Source organism: Pararhizobium sp. O133, from assembly GCF_051669845.1.
In the GTDB taxonomy this organism is placed as follows: Bacteria; Pseudomonadota; Alphaproteobacteria; order Rhizobiales; family Rhizobiaceae; genus Pararhizobium.
In genome coordinates, this window is the sequence record NZ_CP196426.1 from 3,717,011 (window position 1) to 3,737,471 (window position 20,461).

A 20,461-nucleotide genomic window follows, 5' to 3' on the forward strand; every position below is an offset into this window, starting at 1 on the left:
TGTTACAGCGACCTTTGCGCGTCATATTTGACCCGCGGCGCTGTAGGCGGCGCCAATCTAGCGAGTTGCTGGAAACACGCAAACCCATGCGCGGCGTCATCCACATCGCTTCGGTTCGCTCACGCGATGGCGAAGTCGGCATGGGTAAGGCCAAGGCCCGCTGCCACGACGGCAAGGGCAATGCCCGCCATTCCGTCGCTGCCGTCGGCATCATAGAACAGCTTGCCGGTTGCCGTGTCGTATATGATCCGGTCGTCGGCATCCCCGGCCAGCCCGCTCGTATTGGCGCGAAACGCGGATGAGGCAAGCGTTCCGGGCGCAAGCACCGTGAAGATCGCGTCGGAGAGCAGGAAGCGGTCGTCAGCGGGGTTGAAATCGATGATCGTATCGACATTGCCGGCGCCGGGCGTCGTGTTGAAAACGAAGGTATCATCGCCGGCAAAGCCGCGCAGCGTGTCGCTTCCACCCCGGCCCTCCAGCCGGTTGTGGCCCGCATTGCCGATGATTTGCTGGCCGAACTCGTTGCCCGCCAGATCGACGGGCGCGGTGCCGCTCGCGCCGTTGGTGGTCACGATTTCGACATGGATGCCAGCGCCGAGCCGGTAATCCACCGCCGCCATCACCCGGTCGGCGCCACCCTCCGCCGACCCTTCGACGATTGAATCCGCCGCATTGAAAACACGGTAGATGTCGTTGCCACCGAGGCCGCGCATCACATCGGCAGCACCCTTTCCGCCATCGTGCAGGATGTTGTCGCCGGCATTGCCGGTGATATCCTGTCGCATCAAATTGCCGGTCAGGTTGATCGCCGCCGTGCCGCCGGCCGATGTCGTGCGCAGGACTTCGATATCCGCCGTCTTCGACAGGACGTAGCTCGCCGATGCCGTCACCCGGTCAGCACGTCCTTCGCCCGCGGCTTCGATGACGACGTCGGATTGCGTGTTTACGTAAAAGATATCGTTGCCCAGACCACCCGTCAGGCGATCCGCGCCGGCGCCGCCATTCAGGATGTCGTTGCCGGCGCCACCGCTGATGACATCATTGCCGCCGAGCCCGAAAAACGTGTCGGCAGCGCCGGCACCGACGATCGTGTCCGAAAAATTTCCGCCGGCAAAGGTCCCGCCGACGGCCGTGGCGTGGAACTCGGTGGGGTCGAAGACCTGCTGGCGGATGCAGGTGCCGCTCCCATCGCCACCATCCTCGGACTGCCAGGTCACGACGAACCGGCCGTCGGCAAATGCCGCCACCGCCGGATTGAGTTGCTTGCCGGCGCTCACCGTATTGACGACGAAATCGTCGCCGGACAGGCTGCCGTCGACATTGAACAGGCGGGCGCGCACACAATAGGACGACCCGTCGCCGGCATCGCCGGAATACCAGACGGCAACGGCACGTCCATCGGCAAGCGCCACGATCTTCGGATCGACCTGGTTGGTGGCGGTGGTGGAATTGACGATGAAATCCGGGCCGGTGGGCACGCCGTCCTTCGTCAGAATACGCGCGCGGATGCAGCCGAGCGCACCATCACCGATATCGTCGGACTCGAAAATGACAAGCACGCGGCCATCGGCGAGAACCGTGAGGCCCGGATTGGTCTGGCCGTCGGAAATCGTGCTGTTGACGATGAAATCGCCGCTCGCCGCCGTGCCGTCCACGTCGAAGATCCGGGCGCGAACGCAGCCGCCGCTGCCATCGCCCGTATCCTCCGACGCCCAGGCGACCATGAAGCGGCCATCGCCAAGCGCCGTGATGACCGGCGTGATCTGCGCGCCCGTCGCGGTAGTATTGACGATGAAATCCGCGCCCGTGGCCTCACCATCGGCATTAAACAGCCGCGCGCGGACGCAGGTCGGATCGCCGTCGCCTGTGTCATAGGACTGCCAGATGGCGACGAAGCGCCCATCCTCTAGCACCGTCACGGCGGGCCGCGTCTGGCTTGCCGCCGCTGTCGAATTGACGATGAATTCAACCGCAGCCGGATCGCCATCCGCCCCGAATATCCGGGCGCGGATGCACGATGACGAACCGTCGCCCGCATCAAAGGAGGTCCAGAGCGCAACGAAACCGCCGCTGGGCAGCGCGCTGACGGTGGAAATCACCTGGTTCTTGTCCGTGATGGCGTTCAACACGAAATCGCCGCCGGCCGGGCTGCCATCGGCCTTGAAGATGCGCCCAAAGATATCCTGGCCACTCGACGGCGTATCCGACCGCCAGATCACCACATAGCCGCCATCGGCAAGACCGGTCACCTGCGACACGATCTGACTGCCTGACGTCGTGGTGTTGACGATGCTGTCCGTACCCAGCCGCTTGATCGGCACCGGTTTCTCCTCCGTCGGGACTGGATTTGATTAGGCTCAGGACTCATTAATCGAGCCAATAGCAGCAGGTTGCTGCGATGAGGATTGCTGAGAAGAATGTGTGGGCACATCGGTCGTATCTGGTCGCGATGCGCCTCCAATCCTTGATCCTGCCGAACATGTTCTCGATGCGATGGCGTTGCCTGTAGAGGATTTTGTCGTAGTCGGCTGGGTTCCTGCGTTTCTTGCGCGGGGGAATGCAGGGTGAAATTCCTTTGTCTTTCAGTCCGTTGCGAAACCAATCGGCATCGTAGCCACGATCTGCCAGCAGTTCCCTGGCGTTTGGCAGACGATCGAGAAGGTGTCGTGCACCCTGATAGTCGCTGGCATTGCCTGCGGTGAGGAAGAACAGCAAAGGTCGTCCCAGCCCATCGGTGACGGCATGCAGCTTGGAATTCAGGCCGCCTTTTGTTCGTCCGATACAGCGGGAAAGAGCCCCTTTTTTTGCAGACTGGCTGCGGTTCGGTGAGCTTTCAAATGGGTGGCATCGATCATCAGCCTGTCAGGCTGACCGGCTTTGCCCGCAAGCGCTTCGAAGATCCGGTTGAAGACGCCCAACTCGCTCCAGCGAATGAAGCGATTGTAGAGCGTCTTGTGCGGACCATATTCTTTCGGCGCATCTTTCCACTGAAGTCCATATTTTAAAACGTAAATAATACCGCTCACCACCCGGCGGTCGTCAACGCGCGGGATGCCGTGAGCCAGCGGAAAATAGGGCCTGATCCGGCCAAACTGTGATGGCGTCAGCAAAAACAAATCACTCATGGCAAAATCCTCCTGCCGTGAGTGAATCAAAACCCAGCCAAATTGGGAAGAGGCTTAATCAATAGGGTCTGAGCCTAGCAGGCGGAGGAAATGGGCTCAAGGGGGGGCGGTGGTGTCTCAGCTGTCGAAGTTTAATCGTTATATTTCTTGGCAGTGGCGCGCAATCGGTCGGTATGATCGTAAATCTGATCCAAGGAATCTATGATCAAACGCTCTTCTACTTCTCCGTCAAACAGCCCTATGTACTTAACCGATCTGTTGAAGTGCAGCCTCACAAGAGGTTTCCGATTATTGTTATCGATGAGCACCGCACAGTATGATTTGGCATCCCGCATCACCACGCGCTTCGGGCTGATAGTGTCGCGCACAATGGCCTTCACAATCATGTAACCTTCCCGCTCGTCATCGGTGGTTACGATTTCGGGATCCTCGGCTACGGGCTCGTCAATCTTCTCAATGACCTCAACTGTGTCCGCCAACGCATTTGAAAGACGGTTTTTCACCGTATCCATGATGACCTCACGGAAGGCGGCGCGCACAACACCCGTCATCAGTTCTCTGATCTGTGCCGTCATCCGACCTTCGTAAACACTGCTGGCAACCATTTTAACAAATTCCTCGGTGGGCTCCTCAATGAGCTTGGAAATCACCTGCTTAACGCCAGAGGTGTATTTTAACCGTTCCGCCGTAGCGAGAATGGCGTTTACGTCGAACGCCGCCTTTTCGAATTTACGCAACTCGGTCACAATTCCGGTATTGAAATCGGTCACGTCGAAAACGAAAAACGGCCTCGTATCAAGTTTGTTTGGTGCCTCCAGGTCGGTGTAAAAATTAAATGTCCGCCCGTTTGTCAGAATGGCAAATTTCGCATTTGTTACGCTGAAATATCGGTAGAGCTGGTCCAGATGTTTTTTCTCTAGAGCAACTGATATGGGCTTGCACTCGACCAGAATACGGATCTCATTGTCGATCTTGATCGCATAATCGACTTTCTCACCCTTCTTGCCAACCGCATCAGCGGTGAACTCGGGGATTACCTCTGACGGGTCGAACACATCGTATCCAAGGCATCGGAAAAACGGCAATACGACCGCCGTTTTAACGGCTTCCTCGGTCACCATTGTACTGGAATGCGACTTCACACGCTCAGATATAGCGCGCAAGCTTTCTTCGATCGTGCTCATGAGTCTCCCAACCCGTTATTCGTGTAGAGTTGCCGAACTACAAGCGAACGTCAACCCACCGTCCGAGTCAGCGTCCTGCTCTCCTCCCGCCCAAAGCCTTTTATCTCTATCCGGTCCTCGAAGAGTTCGACGATCGCGAAGGTGTTTTCGTCCGGCGTATCGACCATGCCCTTGAAGGCCACGAAAGGACGGCCGGCGGCTTCGCCGAAATTGCCGTCGTGGTTATGGCCGCAGACATAGCCGCGGAAGCAGGAAAAACCGGTCAGGAGATCGAGGAGGCGCTCGCTGTCCCAGAGGTTATGCCGATTGGGCGGAAAGATCGGGTAATGACAAAGGATCAGGACGGATTCGCCATCGGATTCAGCTTTTTCGAGGACGCCGGACAGCCAGGAAAACTGTGCATCGCTGAGCGAACCATTCCAGGGATGGGCATTGATGGCGCCGTTCGCCTGCAGCCCGCGCAGCCGTTCCGCCGCCAACACCGAGCGCGGATCACCGGCGGGGGCGGAGAAGACGCTGACATCATTGCCGTCGAGGATGACGAAACGCCATCTGCCGATGGCGAAGTCGTGGTAGCTGGCCGGCATGGACAGGCGGGTGGAGACCTCGGCGAGACGCTGCGGCGCGACCGCGAAATCATGATTGCCGAGCAGGAACAGGGTCCTGTGACGCAAGTCATCATAGACCGAGAGGATGGCGTCGAAATTCTCCCAGCCGCGATCGATGATGTCGCCGAGCGTGATGACGAAATCGAGCTCGGTCGCATTGAACGTTGCGACGGCCTCGGACACCTTGGCGAGACTTGCGGCACAATACCGGTTCATCGCCTCGTCCGGCTCGATATCGGCATATTGCGGGTCGGCGATGACGCCGAAGCGAAGAACGGGATTTTCTGTTGTCATGGCGGCTGGATAACGGAGCTGCGTGACGGTTTGGTGACGTCACTTCTGTCCGGCACGATCGCGTAAAGGGGATGACACGCAATTAAGAAATACACGCTATAGTGCCGTCGGATGCGGGCTGCTGAGACCTCTCAAGCCGATGATTTGACGAAGCAGTTCCCCACTCTCCGTCATACTCGCCCTTGTGGCGGGTATCCAGCCGCAGCGCGTCTGCGCTGCGAAAAGACTTCTCCGGCCCAAGGACTTGGGCCTGCTGGATTCCTGTGACAGGCACAGGAATGACGGAGGAGATAGTCGCTGTTCGATTTCTTAAGGTTGCCTACAGAATCGCCCGAGAATGCCTTCACCAGCAACAAAAAACCCGGCATCGCTGCCGGGTTCTGATGTCCAGTGACCGCGCCTTACGCAGCGGCTTCGTAAAGCTCGAGCACGTAGTCCCAGTTGATCAGGCTGTCGACGAAGGCTTCGAGATACTTCGGACGCGCGTTGCGGTAGTCGATGTAATAGGAATGTTCCCAGACATCGACGCCGAGGATCGGCGATGCGCCATGCACCAGCGGGTTTTCGCCGTTCGGGGTCTTGGAAATTTCCAGCTTTCCGCCCTTGACGGAGAGCCAGGCCCAGCCCGAACCAAACTGACCGGCGCCGGCGGCGATGAAATCGGCGCGGAACTTGTCATAGCCGCCGAGATCGGACTTGATGGCCGCGTCGAGCTTGGCCGGCAGGTCCTTGCCGCCACCGCCCTTCTTCATCCACTTCCAGAAGTGCAGATGGTTGTAGTGCTGGCCGGCATTGTTGAACAGCGGCTGGTTGGTACCGTAGGACTTCTTGACGATTTCCTCGAGCGAGAGATCGGCAAGGCCGGCTTCCTCGGCGAGCTTGTTGCCGTTGGTCACGTAAGCCAGGTGGTGCTTGTCGTGGTGATATTCGAGCGTTTCGCGCGACATGTAAGGGGTGAGCGCATCATAGTCGTAAGGCAGGTTCGGCAATTCGAAAGCCATGGTGGTGTCTCCTCTGCTGGCGGGATTCATGAAAGCCGGGCTGGAATTCATGACGGAAATCTGTGAGCCGGAACATAGGGACCACCGCCGCAACAGGCAACCGGCGCCATGCCAAATTTCGCTACAGGCTTGGAAAATACTTTTTGCTGGCGATTGTTCCATTTACCGGCAGGGGCACAGAATGGACACGATCCTCTTCCAGGCTTGTGGGCGACCCGTCCCGCAATCAATTCAAGGAATCACATGTCTTTCCACTATCGGTCCGCCGCGATCGCCCTGCTTGCCGCCAGCCTCTTTCCGACCGCTGTCCTTGCATCTTCGGACGATGCCTGGGAAGCGATGCGCGCGGATGTCTCGGCCAAATGCCTGGAAGCGGCTGCCGGCTCCATCGAGACGCCCCAGGCCGTCGTCGATCCCTTCGGCTCGGAAAGTTTCGGGCTGGCGCTCGTCAGCGGCAAACCAAAGGGCGCCGAGGGCAGGATCAGCCAGATCTGCGTCTACAACAAGCAGACGAAAGCCGTGGAACTCGGCGGCGAGCTGACCGAAGACATGCTGAAAACGCCGGCAAAATGACACCGGGACAATCCCGACGTTGATTTCGGTCCGGCATGCCGTCACAGATGAGGCATCATCGCGCAACACGAGATTCCGCCATGCTGTTTCACGGCCTGTCCGCCTTCCCGATCACGCCCATGGACAGACAGGGACGCGTCGATACCGGCGCGCTGAACGTCCTGCTGCAACGGATCGACACGGCCGGCGTCGATAGCGTCGGCCTGCTCGGCAGCACCGGATCCTACATGTACCTCTCCCGTAGCGAGCGGCGGCGGGCGATCGAGACCGCCACCGAATGCCTCAATGGTCGCACGCCGCTGATCGTCGGCATCGGCGCGCTTCGCACAGACGAGGCGGTGGCGCTCGCCCGTGACGCGCGCGATGCCGGCGCGCAGGGCCTCTTGATGGCGCCCGCTTCCTACACGCCGCTGACCGACGACGAAGTTTTCGAGCATTATGCCGCCGTTGCCGGAGCAACGGACCTTCCGCTCAGCGTCTACAACAATCCCGGCACGACGCATTTCACTATCGGCAATGCGCTGCTCACCCGGCTTGCGGAGGTTGATACGATCGTCGCGGTAAAGAACCCAGCGCTGCCCGCCGCCGACATCGCTGCCGCGCACCAGGCAACGAAGGCGGTCGTCCCCGCGAGCTTTGCCATCGGCTATAGCGGCGACTGGCTGGCGGCAAACGCCATCCTTGCCGGCGGCGTCACCTGGTACAGCGTCATCGCCGGACTGCTGCCGGAACCGTCCGTCAAGCTGATGCGGGCAGCACAAGCCGGCGATACGGCGGAGGTCCCCCGTATCAACGGCCTGTTCGAACCCTTCTGGACCCTGTTCCGCGAACTCAGCAGCTACCGCGTCGTCCACGCCACTGCCAACATCCTGGGCCTTAGCCCGCATCAACCGCCGCGTCCGATCCTGCCTCTGGCAGACGGCGAGCGGGTGAGATTGCAGACGGCGCTGGAGAGTTTGGCGGACGTGTGAGGACGACAACTGTTGATTTTATTGACATTTCCGATGCGGCCCTATGCTTCGCCGGCACATTCGATTCCATCGTAGAATCCGGCATTCGAAAGCCAGCCTTTACGGCCGTCCGTTGACGCCACCAAGCGAGAACAAGCCGGCGAGCGCGGGAAATAGCGAACGGCGGACGGGTTCTTCGGGCTCCGTCGCAGAGACATGTTTCTGCATCGACGCTTTACGGGCGGATAAATCGAAGGCCCGCTCGGCTTCCGACAGAAGTTCGTCGTTGTCGACAGGATGGTATTGCTGACCCATAGCACTCCCCTTTGTACAAGGATGATAAACCAGACAGGCGCGAGATTGTTCCACAGCGTGACGTCTGCGGCGTTCATGCGCGACGCACGCTTCGACTTGAAACCGCTCCTGCGATCCACGTTTCAAAACTAACCCATTGCGCAACAATCCGGAACAGAACAAACTCCCGCCGGGCCGCCTTAGGCAATATTGCGCCGCTGTCCCGCTTGATTTCGTACCCATCGATATTTGCGACATTCATCATTCAGGGGAAATTTCATGGCCAATCCGTTGTCCACGCTGGGTATTGTCCACACCGTCATCAGCGTCGTTCCGGTCGTTGCCGGCCTCTATTCCTTTTCGAAGTATACGGCGATCATTCCGAAAACCAATTCGGGGCGGATCTACGTCATCACGCTGTTTCTCTCCGCCATCACCTCCTTCGGCCTTTCGAGCACCGGCGGCTTCAATGCCGGCCATGCGATCGGCATCCTCGCGATGCTGGCGACGATCTTCTCCATCGTGATCGCCGGGCTCGGCTGGTTCGGCCGGCTCAATCGTTACCTGCAGGCTTTGTCGATGTCGTTCACCTTCTTCCTGCTGATGGTGCCGGCGATCAACGAGACGCTGTCGCGCCTACCGCCGGAGAGCCCGATCGGTAACGGCCCGGATTCGCCTCCGGTGCAGACGGTCACGGCCATCTGGGCCGTCATTTTCCTTGCCGGCATCTGTCTGCAGGCCTGGGTGATGCATCGCCGCGCGGGCGCGCCTGGGGTGCCGGCTTGAGACGGGGTTTGCTTGGTGGGCTCCGAGTTTGAGGAGGCTTACCCCCCTCTCAAGCGCTTCGAATAAAACCCACCCACTTCCCCCAACGGAACCCTCGTCCGCATTCAGCGTTCATGCACAATCCACTTTTCAGGGAGAAAGACGATGGAATTTCATCGGGGACGGTTGATCGACCATGTCCATCTGCGCGTCGGGGACCTCGCCGCGTCGAAACGCTTCTACCGGGCCGTGCTCACGACCGTCGGCGTCGACATCCAGCATGAGAGCGACACGGCGTTTGCCGCCGACGAACTCTATGTCGATGCCGCCGACGACACTGTCAGCCGCCTGCACCTCGCGTTCCAGGCCAAGACCCGCGAGGAGGTGAATGCCTTCCACGCGGCCGGGCTCGCCAATGGCGGTACCGACAACGGCAAGCCGGGCGAGCGGCCCTATCATCCCGGCTATTATGCCGCTTTCATCCTCGATCCCGACGGCAACAATATCGAGGCCGTGCACCATGGCCCGAACGTGCGCTCCGCCGCTGATGTGACCATCAGGCCGGCGTGAGCACAAAGCCCCGGCCGGCTGGAGTCGATAGCCTTCATTTCGCCGGGATTTTAATGGTTTGTTAAGTCACGACAAACCGGGAACATCCATATGGCGCTGGGCGCATCGCATCGCTTGCAGGACGGGATCGAAGCCGTCGAGACCATGACCCGCTTCGCGCTCGCCGTCCTGGCTCTGGCGTCGGGCGTCTATACCTATCTCGGGGTCCGCTCGATCCTCGACGGCTCGGCCACCGCCGTGTTCTTCGCGGCCCTCATCTATTCCAGCGCCGTCTCCGTCGCCATCTATGCGTTCTGGAGTTACATGGCGCGCTTTTATCCGCATGTGACCGGGGCTGGCGGGCGCGGCGCGATGATCGGCGTCATGGCGCTCGGCTGCGCCATGATCATTGCCATGTCGAGCTGGCTGAATGCGGCAGCACTCGCCGGCTCGGCCGCGCTCGAACAGCATCTGGCCGAAACCCTGGAGGACTATACCGCCGACCTCGACCGGGCCCACCAGAACGCGCTCGCGGCCCAAAGCCTGCTGCCCGACATCCAGCGCACATCCGAACGCTTCCAGCGCCTATCCGACCAGGAGCGGGAAAGCGGCGCGCTGACCGGCACGACCGGCGCCGGCAGCGTCGTGCAACTGCTTGGCCAGATGGCCGCCCAGTTGAACGAACTGGAGACCGGAATTTCGGCATCGCGTGAACGGGTCGCGTCGCTGTTCGGCGAGGGCCAGGCACATCTGGCCACCATGCGCGGGCTGGTTTCCGCCCCCGGCGCCATCGATCCGCGCGCCGACCAGTTCGCGGCCGAAGTCGTGGCGCTGACCGGCACGATCACCGCGCTGGAACAGACCTCGATCGCAGCCTCGGTGAAACGCGCGGCGGAAGACCTGTCGCTCGGCTTCATCGCGCCTGTCGCGAGCGGCACGGAAGCCGATCTCGCCAACCGGCAGGATCAGGTGATGGAGACCATCCGCACCTCCGTTGCCGCCCAGTCCAAGGTGCTGTCGGAAGCCGCCGACCAGATCCTGACGCGCGAGCCGGTGGGTGAACGGCGGTTCGTGCCCTTGTCTTCGGCCGCCGCCGTGTTGCGCTATGCCCCCGATTTCATCCCGAGCTGGGCCGGTGCCATCGCCATCGACCTCTTGCCGGCCGTGCTGGTCTTCATGCTGTCGATCGCCCATGGCGCACTACGACGGCAGGAACAGAGCCTGCCCTTTGCCGAGCGGATCACCGCCGCCGAGCTTCTTGAGGCCCTGGAAGTGCAAAAGGCGCTGCAGCGTAGCGGCATCGATATCGAGACGGCGATCACGGAAGCGGAAGCACGCGACCAGTCCAACATCACCAGCTTCGACCTCTCCGGCAAGGGACCGCGCAAATGACGGCGCAGGCACGTCTGCAAAGTTTGGGACAGCGGCTGAAAAGCTCACTTTTTTCGGTCGATGACGGCACGCTGATGCGCCACGCCTTCCAGTCCCTGCTGGCGATCTCCGCCGTCTTCATCATCATCGACTGGAACGAGTTGAGCGCGGCCGGCAATGCCAGTCCCGGCCTCGACCTGACGCAGCCGTTGACCGCGCCGGTCCTGCCGCCGGCCCTGACCGAGGGCGAGCCGGACAATGCCCCCTCCGAGATCACCGCCGATCCGACCGTGCTGAAACAGCCGATCCGTTTCGAGCTCCGGCCCGGTGGCATCCTGATGGCGCAAGGCTCGATCGAACCGGGGGCGGCGGCGCGCTTTGCCGCCGAGATCGAGGCGCGCGGCGAATATGTGAAGACCGTCGCGCTCGACTCTCCCGGCGGCTCGGTCAGCGATGCGCTCGCCATGTCAAAGCTGATCCGAGAGAAGAAGCTCGGCACGAAGGTCGCCGCCGGTGCGCTCTGTGCCTCCTCCTGCCCGATCGTCATGGCTGGCGGCATCACCCGCGAGGCCGACAAAGGCGCCGTCGTCGGCGTCCACCAGATCTTCAACGGCTCGACACAGAAGCTCTCGCCCGAACAGGCGATGTCCGACGCCCAGCGCACCACCGCCGATGTCAGCCGCCATCTCGAAACCATGGGCATCAAATCCGGCGTCTGGCTGCACGCCATGGAAACTCCGCCGGACCGCCTGTATTACCTGACGGCGGACGAGATGAAGGAATTCGGACTGGTGACGGCCGGGACGAAGACGGCCGAGACCAAGCCGTAGCGGCTGCGCTCATATCCGAATTAATTTCAACTCGGACAAAGCACCGAAATCGACTTCAAGTTGCGATTCCCCCCTCTTCTGCGGGTTGCAGCTTCTGCGACTCGCCGATAGACTTTTCGCTGCCCACCCACCAACCCACCGCACCCGTAACTCATCGCTCTTTCAACACCCGCTGCAAGGAAGAGTCCTGCTGCGCAAAGACCAAACAGGATATCGGAATGGCCGACATTACAGGTACCGCTGACAAAGATGTTCTGGTCGGCACGGATTCCCATGATTTCATTGAGGGCTTGGAGGGTGCCGATAAGATCAATGGCGCGGGGGGTGACGATGAAATCTATGGCGGCGCCGGCAACGATAATATCTCCGGCTCTTTCAGCGGTGACTATCTCGCGGGCGATGAGGGCAACGATACGCTGATCGGCAACAGCGGCAGCGACACGCTCGAAGGTGGGGAAGGCAAGGACAGCTATTACGGCGGCAGCGGCCGGGATACGATCAGGCTCGGAACGTTGGCGATGGCATCCGGTGAAACCGTGGACGGTGGCTCGGGGCGCGATGAGCTCGAAATCGACTATACGCTCTCATCGGTCAAGTTGAACATCACCATCAAGGACTGGATTTCCACCCAGACCCTGGCCGGTGGCATTCAGGTGATCAACGTCGAGCGTTTCACCATAACCGGAAGCAACTTCGGAGATGCGCTTACCGGCGGCCATTACTCGGACACGCTCAACGGCGGCGGCGGCAACGATGTGCTGTCCGGCGAACGGGGAGACGACTGGCTGGACGGCGGCGATGGCAATGACAAGCTTTACGGCGGCCTCGGCTCGGACAACCTTTCTGGCGGCAGCGGCACGGATTACCTTTCCGGCAGCAGCGGCGATGACACTCTGTATGGGGGCGATGGGAACGACACGCTGAATGGTGGTTCGGGAAATGATCAACTTTCCGGCGGCGGCGGCAACGATATCATTGAAGGCGGCAGCGGTGACGACACCGTCTCGGCAGGCTCCGGCAAGGATACCATTACGGATTCCAGCGGCAGCGATCGCCTGGTGCTGCATGGCCTGACGGAGAATTTCACAGCCAAGGCGTCCACCGAGATCACCACGCTCAAGAACGGAACATCATTCACCGGCTTCGAACATCTCACAATCGAGCTATTGGACGACGTTTCCCACCAGATTACGACCGGTGCCGGGAATGATGTGGTTTCCGTTTACCTGTCTGAATGGCTGGATAAGAGCGCCGGTAGCGACATCCCCAATGCGGATATTAATTCCTACAAGATCAGCACCGGTGCTGGGAATGATGTGGTCACCATCGACAATACCAGCAACGACTGGATCGATGGCGGTGCCGGCGATGACATCATTAGTGGCGCGGCGGGCAAGGACACGATCTACGGCGGCAGCGGCAACGACACGGTGATCATGGGCTGGGGCGGCAGCCATTTCGCGGACGGCGGCAGCGGTACGGACACCGTCGATATCTATCGCGACTATGGACAAGATCAGATTTTCTCGGTGACCGGGACGACGGCGACAATAACCGGCGGCATGACTCTCAAGAATTTCGAGCACTATGACGTGTGGTTTGGCGAGCAGGATGATGTCGTCAAATCCGTCGGATCCGCACTGAGCGTCACCTTCCACGGAGACAGGGGTAACGATACGTTGATCGGCACCGCAGGGGCGGACAAGTTGTATGGGGGCGACGGCAACGATAACCTGACGTCAGGCGATGGCGACGATCTCATCTACGACAATGAAGGCACCAATATCATCTCATCGGGCGATGGCAACGACAGCGTCTATGCAAGCGACCCATATGACACCACCTGGGTCGGCAATTACACGGTCAATCTGGGAACGGGAGACGACAGTTTCTACGGTACGGAATGGACCAAGAAGCTCAATCTCCAGGCTGGGGCAGGTATCGACTTTGCCTCGCTCGATTTCAGCAAATATACGACAGGCATCACCTTCCAGCTTTCCAGCCTCGTTACGGTTGCCAATGCACCTGTCACGGTCAAGAATGTCGAGCGGATCGCGCTGGTTGGAAGCAGCGGCAACGACGTCTTCACCGGCGGCGGCCTGAACGACGATCTGCGCGGTGGCAAGGGCAATGACACGATCAAAGGCGGCGCCGGCAACGACACCCTATACGCTGATGCCTATGGCCTCAGCGGTGGCAAGGACAAGGTTTATGGCGGGGCCGGCGACGACCTCGTCTATACCGGCGTCGGCGACAGGGCAGATGGTGGTGCTGGCAGCGATGTGATCATCCTAAACGCCTCTGAACAGACAAAGGATATCAGTTTCGTCTTCTCGACCGGGAAGGTCGATATCGACGCCGCGACGTCGTTTAATGCTTTCGAGATGCTCAGCTACCAAGGCGGCAAAGGCACGGACACCGTGACCGGCGGCGAACTGGCCGATTTTCTCGTCGGCAATGGCGGCGACGATATCCTGAAGGGCGCCGGTGGCAACGATCTGCTCAAGGACGGCGCTGGCAGCGACAAGCTCTACGGCGACAAGGGCGATGATATCCTGGCCCGCACATCAACGGCCGGCAAGGATGTTTTCACCCCTATCGGCAAGGATGTGTTCGATGGCGGCTCCGGGACGGACACGCTGTCGTTCGAGGAACCCTTCGTCGGGTCAGGCTTCGTCATCATTGATCTGATGACCCAGAGCAGGAACAACGGGTTGGCTCTCGGCCTGACGGTCAAGAACGTGGAGATTATCGAAGGCAGTGCGCTAGACGACGACATTCGCGGTGACGCCAATGCGAATATCCTCAAGGGAGGCGAAAGCGACGACGTGCTCCACGGCCGAGACGGCAATGATACGCTGAACGGAGGAGAGGGTGACGATTGGCTAACGGGCGGAAAGGGGAACGACAAGTTCGTCTTCGACGTCCATGGGCGCAGCGACTTTGGCGATGTCATCACAGATTTCACCCGCGGCCAGGACAAGCTGGCGATCGATCGGAGCGACTACGGCATCGCCGCGGCGGACAAGACGGTCACCCTCGTGGTTGGTGCCGATCCCGTCGCGACCGGCACGAAAGGTACGTTCCTGTTCGAAAGCGACAATGGCCGCCTCTGGTTCGATGTGGACGGCAAGGGGACAGTGGCCGATCTCGAACTCGTCGCCATTTTGCAGACCGTCAAGACGCTCTCGACCAGTGATTTCATCCTGATCTGAGACTGACAGGCTTCCGCTCCCACCCCTTCGTGGTATTGGGCGGAAGCTCCCGCAATATTCCCGGCTACAGGATGAACATACCCTTTGTCAGAGTGACCGCATCATCCAGATGCAGGACGAAATCGGCTTTCTTGTCGCCGTTGATGTCGCCATAGATGTAGGTATCGGATGCCGCCTTCTCGGTGCGGAGTTCGCCGGCTTTTCCGGTAAAGGCCTTGGTGGCGATGAGGGTGAAGGGCTGGTCGCCGGCGAGCTTGCTGTTCGCGTCGATGGCGGAAAGATCGATCTGGTCGTCCTTGCTGAAATCGAAGATCGTGTCGGTCGCGGTCTTGGATGTGCCGAGGTCCTTCACGGACTTGAAGATGAAGCTGTCTTTTCCGGTGCCGCCATAGAGATCGTCCTGGCCTGCCCCACCCGCAAGATAATCGTTTCCGGCGCCGCCGCTCAGCAAATCCTTGCCGGCGCCGCCTTCGAAAACGTCGTTGCCCTTGCCGCCATAGAGCTTGTCGGCGCCGCGCTGGCCGTGCACGAAGACGCTCTCGTTGCCGGCGCGGAAGGTGATCGGCGCATCGGTCTTGGTCTGGAACACGACATTGAAGCGGAGGTAGGATTGCTCGAAGGTCGTCGCGCCCTTGAGATCGACGGCGATCCAGTCATGGCCGAAGTGCATATCCCGGGCGTCGATATCCTTGATATTGGTCTTCAGCCGCACGCCGATGATCGGCTCGATCTTTCCCTTCAGGTCCGTGAAGACCGGTCCGTTGAAATCGACCGGCTTGTTTTTGCCCGTGGTCAGGTCGAGATAGCCCGTGTGCCAGAGCGCCGTGCCGTGAAAATCGAGCCCGATCCCCGTATTGGTCACGGTGGTGGTGTAGACCTCCGTCCCCTTCACCGTCAGGCCGGCGATCTCGGTCGGGCCATGGATCAGCGTATCGGATCCCCGACCATAGGTCATGCCGATCCTGCCGAAAAAATACTGATAATGCAGAACCTTGCCGTCGAAACCCATTCACCCACTCCGCGTCGTCAGAGACTGTAGAGCGAGCGGGTAAACGTTTCGTTAACCATGATTAAAGGGCGCTTTGCTTCCGCGAAGGAGGCCAACCCGTGAGGCGCCTCTATTCAGCAGCCGTGCGGGCGGTCCCGGCGAGATGTTCGCTGACGGCGAGATTCGCCATTGCGAGCGCCGCCTCACGGGTCTTGGCGGCGGCGACGAAACGGCCGTTGTGGCAGAAGCTGGCGCCCTCGACACCGCAAACCGCCTCCAGATCGCCATTGGTCAGGCCGGCCCAGGAGGCGGGCAGATCGGCGCGCACCTCGAAACCTTCATCGGCGCGGCGGATGGTGGTCAGGCACCAGTCCCGCTCGCGCGGATGGACGACGAACAGAAGATGATCGGCGCCGGCCCTGACGATGGCGGGGCGGAACGGCATGCCGGCCGGCAGTTCCAGCACCCGCCCCTCGCCGGTATCCTTGATTGCCTGCTGCACGATCGCCTCGGCGCGCAGCTTGGCGGCGATCTGGGCGATCCGGCCTTCAACGAAGAGGCGGGCGACAGCAAGCGCCGCATGGAAGCCGCGATCGTCGGCCTGCGGGTCTGCATCGTCAAACACAGGCTTCAGCGTTTCCAGAAGGACCGGCAGCGTGAGCGGGCTCAACGGACCGGCGATGGCGGGGCTGAGCGCGCCGTTGTCGACGAGATCGACCGGCAGCACGAAGCCGGCATCGAAGGTCGCATGCACGGGTTCGACATGCGCTTGCGGCAGGCCGTAGGCCAGCAGATAATCGCGGCCGAAATGCTTCCAGATCAGGCCGAACGAACTGTAGGGCTGGCCGTCGTCGCGCAACGGCGCGCCGCGCTGGTGGTGGTCGAAGATCTGCTGCGCGGTATCGTAGGCGCCGCCAACATCATAGATCACCCGGTCGGCGCCCGGCGTTATCCATTCCGGCGTCCGGCTGCGCACGATCTTCGCCTGCGGAAAGAGACGCGTGAGGATGACGCTGGACAGCAGTTCATCGGCATGGAAGCCACCGGAATGGGTGACGAGAAAGTCTGGGGTCATGCCGGAATGTGCCTTGTCGCTTGCGGTTGTCTCTGGTGGGCATCAGATAGCGGTTGGCGGCGGTTCGCTCAACCCGTCATTCCCGATTTACGCCTCGATTGACCTCATTGCCCGCGATCATGACGGGCGGCGGACGGGAATGGGCACATCCGACACATTTTCGTTCGGCCAAGTGCGAATCAGATGGACCTGCTCCGGGATATCATCCCGCAAATAGGTCTCGTTCCCCGGCAGCCCCATTGGATAGAGGGCGTTTCGGCTGGCTTCGTAAGCCACGCTCTGGTCCGTGCAGAGCAGCAGGCGCATGTCTTGCGGCGCGACATCCTTCCGGTTTTGCAAGGTCTCCACCGGCCCTGCATCGGACGACAGGCGCCCGTCGAAAGCCTGTGTCAGATATTGCGCCGATCGCTCGTTGCGCTCCCTTTCCGTCGTCGCGCCCATCATGACCACCATGACACGCCGGTCGTCTCGCTCCGCCAGCCCGACATAGTTTCGCCCGGAGGCACAGAGAAAACCGGTCTTCATGCCGACCGTGCCGCGGAAACGGGTCAGCAACTGATTGTTGGACTTGATCTCCTTGCCGTCGATCTTGACGGAAGACGCCAGGAAGAAGCGGCGATATTCGGGAAACAGCCGGTCCACTTCCAGCCCGAGGATCGCGAGGTCGCGCGCGGTCGTATAATTGTTCTTGTCGAACAGGCCGTTCGGGCTGGTAAAATGGGTTCCTGTCATGCCGAGACGCGCCGCCGTTTCGTTCATGCGGCGGACAAACGACACCTCGTCGGATGCGACCGTTTCGGCGAGCGCGACGGCAACGTCATTGGCAGACGCGGTGATCGTCGCGAAGAGGGAATCCTCCAGCGTCATGGTCCGCCCGAACGTGAGGCCGGATTCGAGAAAGGCCTGTTTCGAGGCATTGCGGCTCAGCGTCACCGGGGTCGTCAGCATCACCTCGCCGGAGCGAAGGGCTTCGAATGTAACGAGCGCCGTCATCAGCTTGGTGGTGGAGGCCGGATACCAGGGCACGCCGGCATCCTCCTGATAGAGAACCTTGTGGCTGTCGGCATCGACGACCAGAACGGGCGTGGCGCTTGCGGATGTCGCGGCCAGAAGGCATGCCGCGGCCGCCAGTCCTTTCCATGATCGCCCAACCATACCGCTTGTGTCCCTGTTCATATGCCTGTCTCCGAAGGAAGGCATCTCATTGCATCATGTGTCGCAAAAGGACAAGCGATTTACCGTCATCCCGCCGCGTCTGATCCGCTCGATAACGGGCGGTTCTCTCCTCACAAATCCGTCGCCGTCGCGTGTGCCCAGTCCATATAGAGGTCCTTCGCCTTGGCGGCGATCGGGCCGGGCTGGAGGTCGCGGTCTTCGAGCCTGGTGACGGGCACGACCTTGGAATAGTTTCCGGAGGTGAATATCTCGTCGGCGCTTTCGAAATCGGCGAGCGTCAGCGTGGTTTCGACCACGTCGAAGCCGGCGTCGCGCAGAAGGGTGATGACGCGGGTGCGGGTGATGCCGGCAAGGAAGGTGCGATTGGCGGCGGGCGTGAAGACGACGCCGTCCTTGACCATGAACACGTTTGACGAGCCGGTTTCGGCGATATTGCCGAGCATGTCGCGCACCAGCGCATTCGAGAAGCCGCGCTTGCGGGCCTCGATCAGGATGCGGCCATTGTTGGGATAGAGGCAGCCGGCCTTGGCATCGGTCGGCATGCATTCGATGGTCGGGCGGCGGAAGGGCGAGACGGTGAGCGTCTGTCCGCCGGGGCCTTCACCCATTGGGGCTTCGAACAGGCAGAGCGCAAAGCGGGTCGAATCCGGATCGACGGCGACGACGCTGCCGGGCATGCCATGTTCGCCCCAATACATCGGCTTGATATAGATCGCGGTCTTGCCGTCGAACTTCTTGCACCCTTCCCAGGCCAGCCCTTCGATATCTTCCGCTGTCACGATGGGCTTCAAGCCGAGCGCCAGCGCCGAGCGATTGACACGCTGGCAATGCAGGTCGAGATCCGGCGCGATGCCGTCGAACCAGCGGGCGCCGTCGAACACGGTCGAGCCCAGCCACATGGCATGCGAGGTCGGCCCGATCAGCGGCGGATTGCCGGACACCCATTCGCCATCGACATAGGTCCATGTGGTGCTGCGCGGGGATGTATCGACGGCCATGATGGTCTCCTTTTCTTTCGCTTTCTGCAATCGGCATAACCCGAAAATCGAGAACTGGGGTAAATAGGTACATCAAAAAAAGTCATGCCGTCCAACGTGGATTTTCCTCGCCTCTTGTGGGAGAGGATAAAAAATCAACATCTTAGCTTCAGCTCAGTGTTAGATTTTTGTTGGTGAGGGGGCGCTTCGTGCGTCCATACCTACCCCTCTCTTGCAATTTCTAACACTTAGCTGCGCTAAGAGTTGAAATTGCTTTCTCCCCCGCCGAGGGGAAGATAGAGTTTCGCGTCACCAACCAGGACCTTCCCCGATGAAAGCCATGTATTACGACGCCTTCGGCAAGACGCCCGAAATCCGGACGTTGCCGAACCCGACGCCGAGCGCGGATGGCGTCGTCATCAAGGTCGAGGCGACGGGGCTTTGCCGCAGCGACTGGCATGGCTGGATGGGCCATGATCCCGATATTTCCCTGCCGCATGTGCCGGGTCACGAACTGGCTGGCACGATTGCCGCGACCGGCAGGCAAGTGCTGCGCTACAAGGTCGGCGACCGGGTGACGGTGCCGTTTGTCTCTGGTTGCGGCCGCTGCGGTGAATGCCATTCCGGCAATCAACAGGTCTGCGCCAACCAGTTCCAGCCGGGCTTCACCCATTGGGGTTCGTTTGCCGAATATGTGGCAATCGATTTTGCCGACCAGAACCTCGTGCACCTGCCTGAAAACCTCGATTATGCCACGGCGGCCAGCCTCGGTTGCCGGTTCGCCACCTCCTTCCGCGCCATCGTCGACCAGGGCCGGGTGCGCGGCGGCGAATGGGTGGCGGTGCATGGCTGCGGCGGCGTCGGCCTGTCGGCGATCATGATCGCCACCGCGCTCGGCGCCAATGTCATCGCCATCGACATTTCGGAAACCAAGCTCTCCTTCGCCCGCGAGATCGGCGCCGTCGCCACCATCGACGCCAGCGTCACCGCCGATGTGGCGGACGCCGTGCGCGAGATCACCAAGGGTGGCGCGCATGTCTCGATCGATGCGCTGGGCTCCCCCGTCACCTGCTTCAACTCGATCAAGAATCTCCGCCGTCGCGGCCGCCATGTTCAGGTCGGCCTGATGCTCGGTGACCACGCAAGCCCGCAGATCCCGATGGCGCAGGTGATCGGCCATGAACTCGAAATCTTTGGCAGCCACGGTATGCAGGCCTGGCGCTACCAGGGAATGATGGCCATGCTGGAAACCGGCAAGCTCAACCCGCAAAAGCTGATCGGCCGCCATATCAGCCTGGAAGAAGCCGTGCCGGCGCTGATGACCATGGACACGGCGCAGGATCTCGGGATCAGCGTGATCACGCGGTTCTGAGAAACTGCGCTTTGAAAATCCAAAGCGGCTGATTTTATTCAAACATCAGAAAAAACTAACGCATGGCTGAAGAGACCGCGTGACACAGGGAATGTTGCAGTATATTCATTAACG

At 60.6% G+C, this 20,461-nt stretch carries 18 protein-coding genes; 8 read left to right on the forward strand and 10 right to left on the reverse strand.

Going from position 1 to position 20,461, the window contains the following annotated elements; all coding sequences use genetic code 11:
• Positions 1–119: 119 nt before the first annotated feature.
• From ACST81_RS17940 to ACST81_RS17960, 5 genes are all read right to left on the reverse strand, one after another.
• Positions 120–2,321 (reverse strand): calcium-binding protein, encoded by a 2,202-nt coding sequence (locus ACST81_RS17940; RefSeq protein ID WP_438749570.1) that lies wholly within the window; start codon positions 2,319–2,321, stop codon positions 120–122.
• Between the two features lie 46 nt (positions 2,322–2,367).
• A protein-coding gene (locus ACST81_RS17945) for an IS5 family transposase (protein WP_438749571.1) occupies positions 2,368–3,125 on the reverse strand; the annotation gives its coding sequence in 2 pieces (ribosomal slippage) (positions 2,368–2,792 and positions 2,792–3,125; 759 coding nt in all).
• Positions 3,126–3,256: 131 nt separating this feature from the next.
• Complete coding sequence (locus ACST81_RS17950) at positions 3,257–4,309, reverse strand: type I restriction endonuclease (RefSeq protein ID WP_438749572.1); 1,053 nt, start codon at positions 4,307–4,309, stop codon at positions 3,257–3,259.
• A gap of 50 nt (positions 4,310–4,359) precedes the next feature.
• A complete protein-coding gene (locus tag ACST81_RS17955) occupies positions 4,360–5,211 on the reverse strand; it encodes a metallophosphoesterase (protein ID WP_438749573.1) in 852 nt (283 codons plus the stop codon).
• A gap of 401 nt (positions 5,212–5,612) precedes the next feature.
• Positions 5,613–6,212, reverse strand: coding sequence for a superoxide dismutase (locus tag ACST81_RS17960; RefSeq protein ID WP_438749574.1), 600 nt, complete (start codon positions 6,210–6,212; stop codon positions 5,613–5,615).
• A 243-nt stretch (positions 6,213–6,455) separates the two neighbouring features.
• Here ACST81_RS17960 and ACST81_RS17965 point away from each other — a divergent pair, with 243 nt between their 5' ends.
• Both ACST81_RS17965 and ACST81_RS17970 read left to right on the forward strand, forming a co-directional pair.
• Positions 6,456–6,785 carry a hypothetical protein gene (locus ACST81_RS17965; protein WP_438749576.1) on the forward strand — a complete coding sequence of 110 codons (330 nt, stop codon included), beginning with the start codon at positions 6,456–6,458 and terminating at the stop codon, positions 6,783–6,785.
• An 80-nt stretch (positions 6,786–6,865) separates the two neighbouring features.
• On the forward strand, positions 6,866–7,756 hold the full coding sequence (locus ACST81_RS17970) for a dihydrodipicolinate synthase family protein (protein ID WP_438749577.1): 891 nt from the start codon (positions 6,866–6,868) through the stop codon (positions 7,754–7,756).
• A 99-nt stretch (positions 7,757–7,855) separates the two neighbouring features.
• On the opposite strand, the gene ACST81_RS17975 is transcribed toward ACST81_RS17970, so the two are convergent.
• On the reverse strand, positions 7,856–8,050 hold the full coding sequence (locus tag ACST81_RS17975; RefSeq protein WP_438749578.1) for a hypothetical protein: 195 nt from the start codon (positions 8,048–8,050) through the stop codon (positions 7,856–7,858).
• Positions 8,051–8,308: 258 nt separating this feature from the next.
• Between ACST81_RS17975 and ACST81_RS17980 the strand changes: the two genes are divergently transcribed.
• The 5 genes from ACST81_RS17980 to ACST81_RS18000 all read left to right on the forward strand — a co-directional run bounded on the left by ACST81_RS17980 (position 8,309) and on the right by ACST81_RS18000 (position 14,759).
• Entirely contained in the window at positions 8,309–8,815 is a 507-nt protein-coding gene (locus ACST81_RS17980) for a hypothetical protein (protein WP_438749579.1), read from the forward strand.
• A gap of 144 nt (positions 8,816–8,959) precedes the next feature.
• Entirely contained in the window at positions 8,960–9,364 is a 405-nt protein-coding gene (locus ACST81_RS17985) for a VOC family protein (RefSeq protein WP_438749580.1), read from the forward strand.
• Positions 9,365–9,454: 90 nt separating this feature from the next.
• Positions 9,455–10,735 carry a hypothetical protein gene (locus ACST81_RS17990; protein ID WP_438749581.1) on the forward strand — a complete coding sequence of 427 codons (1,281 nt, stop codon included), beginning with the start codon at positions 9,455–9,457 and terminating at the stop codon, positions 10,733–10,735.
• Positions 10,732–11,544: an ATP-dependent Clp protease proteolytic subunit gene (locus ACST81_RS17995; protein WP_438749583.1), complete on the forward strand. Its 813-nt coding sequence runs from the start codon at positions 10,732–10,734 to the stop codon at positions 11,542–11,544. The genes ACST81_RS17990 and ACST81_RS17995 overlap by 4 nt, the downstream gene beginning before the upstream one ends.
• A gap of 218 nt (positions 11,545–11,762) precedes the next feature.
• Positions 11,763–14,759 carry a calcium-binding protein gene (locus ACST81_RS18000; protein ID WP_438749585.1) on the forward strand — a complete coding sequence of 999 codons (2,997 nt, stop codon included), beginning with the start codon at positions 11,763–11,765 and terminating at the stop codon, positions 14,757–14,759.
• Between the two features lie 64 nt (positions 14,760–14,823).
• On the opposite strand, the gene ACST81_RS18005 is transcribed toward ACST81_RS18000, so the two are convergent.
• The 4 genes from ACST81_RS18005 to ACST81_RS18020 all read right to left on the reverse strand — a co-directional run bounded on the left by ACST81_RS18005 (position 14,824) and on the right by ACST81_RS18020 (position 18,996).
• Positions 14,824–15,768 (reverse strand): calcium-binding protein, encoded by a 945-nt coding sequence (locus ACST81_RS18005; protein ID WP_438749586.1) that lies wholly within the window; start codon positions 15,766–15,768, stop codon positions 14,824–14,826.
• Between the two features lie 109 nt (positions 15,769–15,877).
• Complete coding sequence (locus tag ACST81_RS18010) at positions 15,878–16,822, reverse strand: MYG1 family protein (RefSeq protein WP_438749587.1); 945 nt, start codon at positions 16,820–16,822, stop codon at positions 15,878–15,880.
• 117 nt (positions 16,823–16,939) lie between these two features.
• Complete coding sequence (locus tag ACST81_RS18015) at positions 16,940–17,998, reverse strand: D-alanyl-D-alanine carboxypeptidase family protein (protein WP_438749588.1); 1,059 nt, start codon at positions 17,996–17,998, stop codon at positions 16,940–16,942.
• Between the two features lie 110 nt (positions 17,999–18,108).
• Positions 18,109–18,996, reverse strand: coding sequence for a branched-chain amino acid aminotransferase (locus ACST81_RS18020; protein WP_438749589.1), 888 nt, complete (start codon positions 18,994–18,996; stop codon positions 18,109–18,111).
• A gap of 310 nt (positions 18,997–19,306) precedes the next feature.
• Between ACST81_RS18020 and ACST81_RS18025 the strand changes: the two genes are divergently transcribed.
• Positions 19,307–20,347: a zinc-dependent alcohol dehydrogenase family protein gene (locus ACST81_RS18025; RefSeq protein WP_438749590.1), complete on the forward strand. Its 1,041-nt coding sequence runs from the start codon at positions 19,307–19,309 to the stop codon at positions 20,345–20,347.
• Positions 20,348–20,461 lie beyond the last annotated feature (114 nt).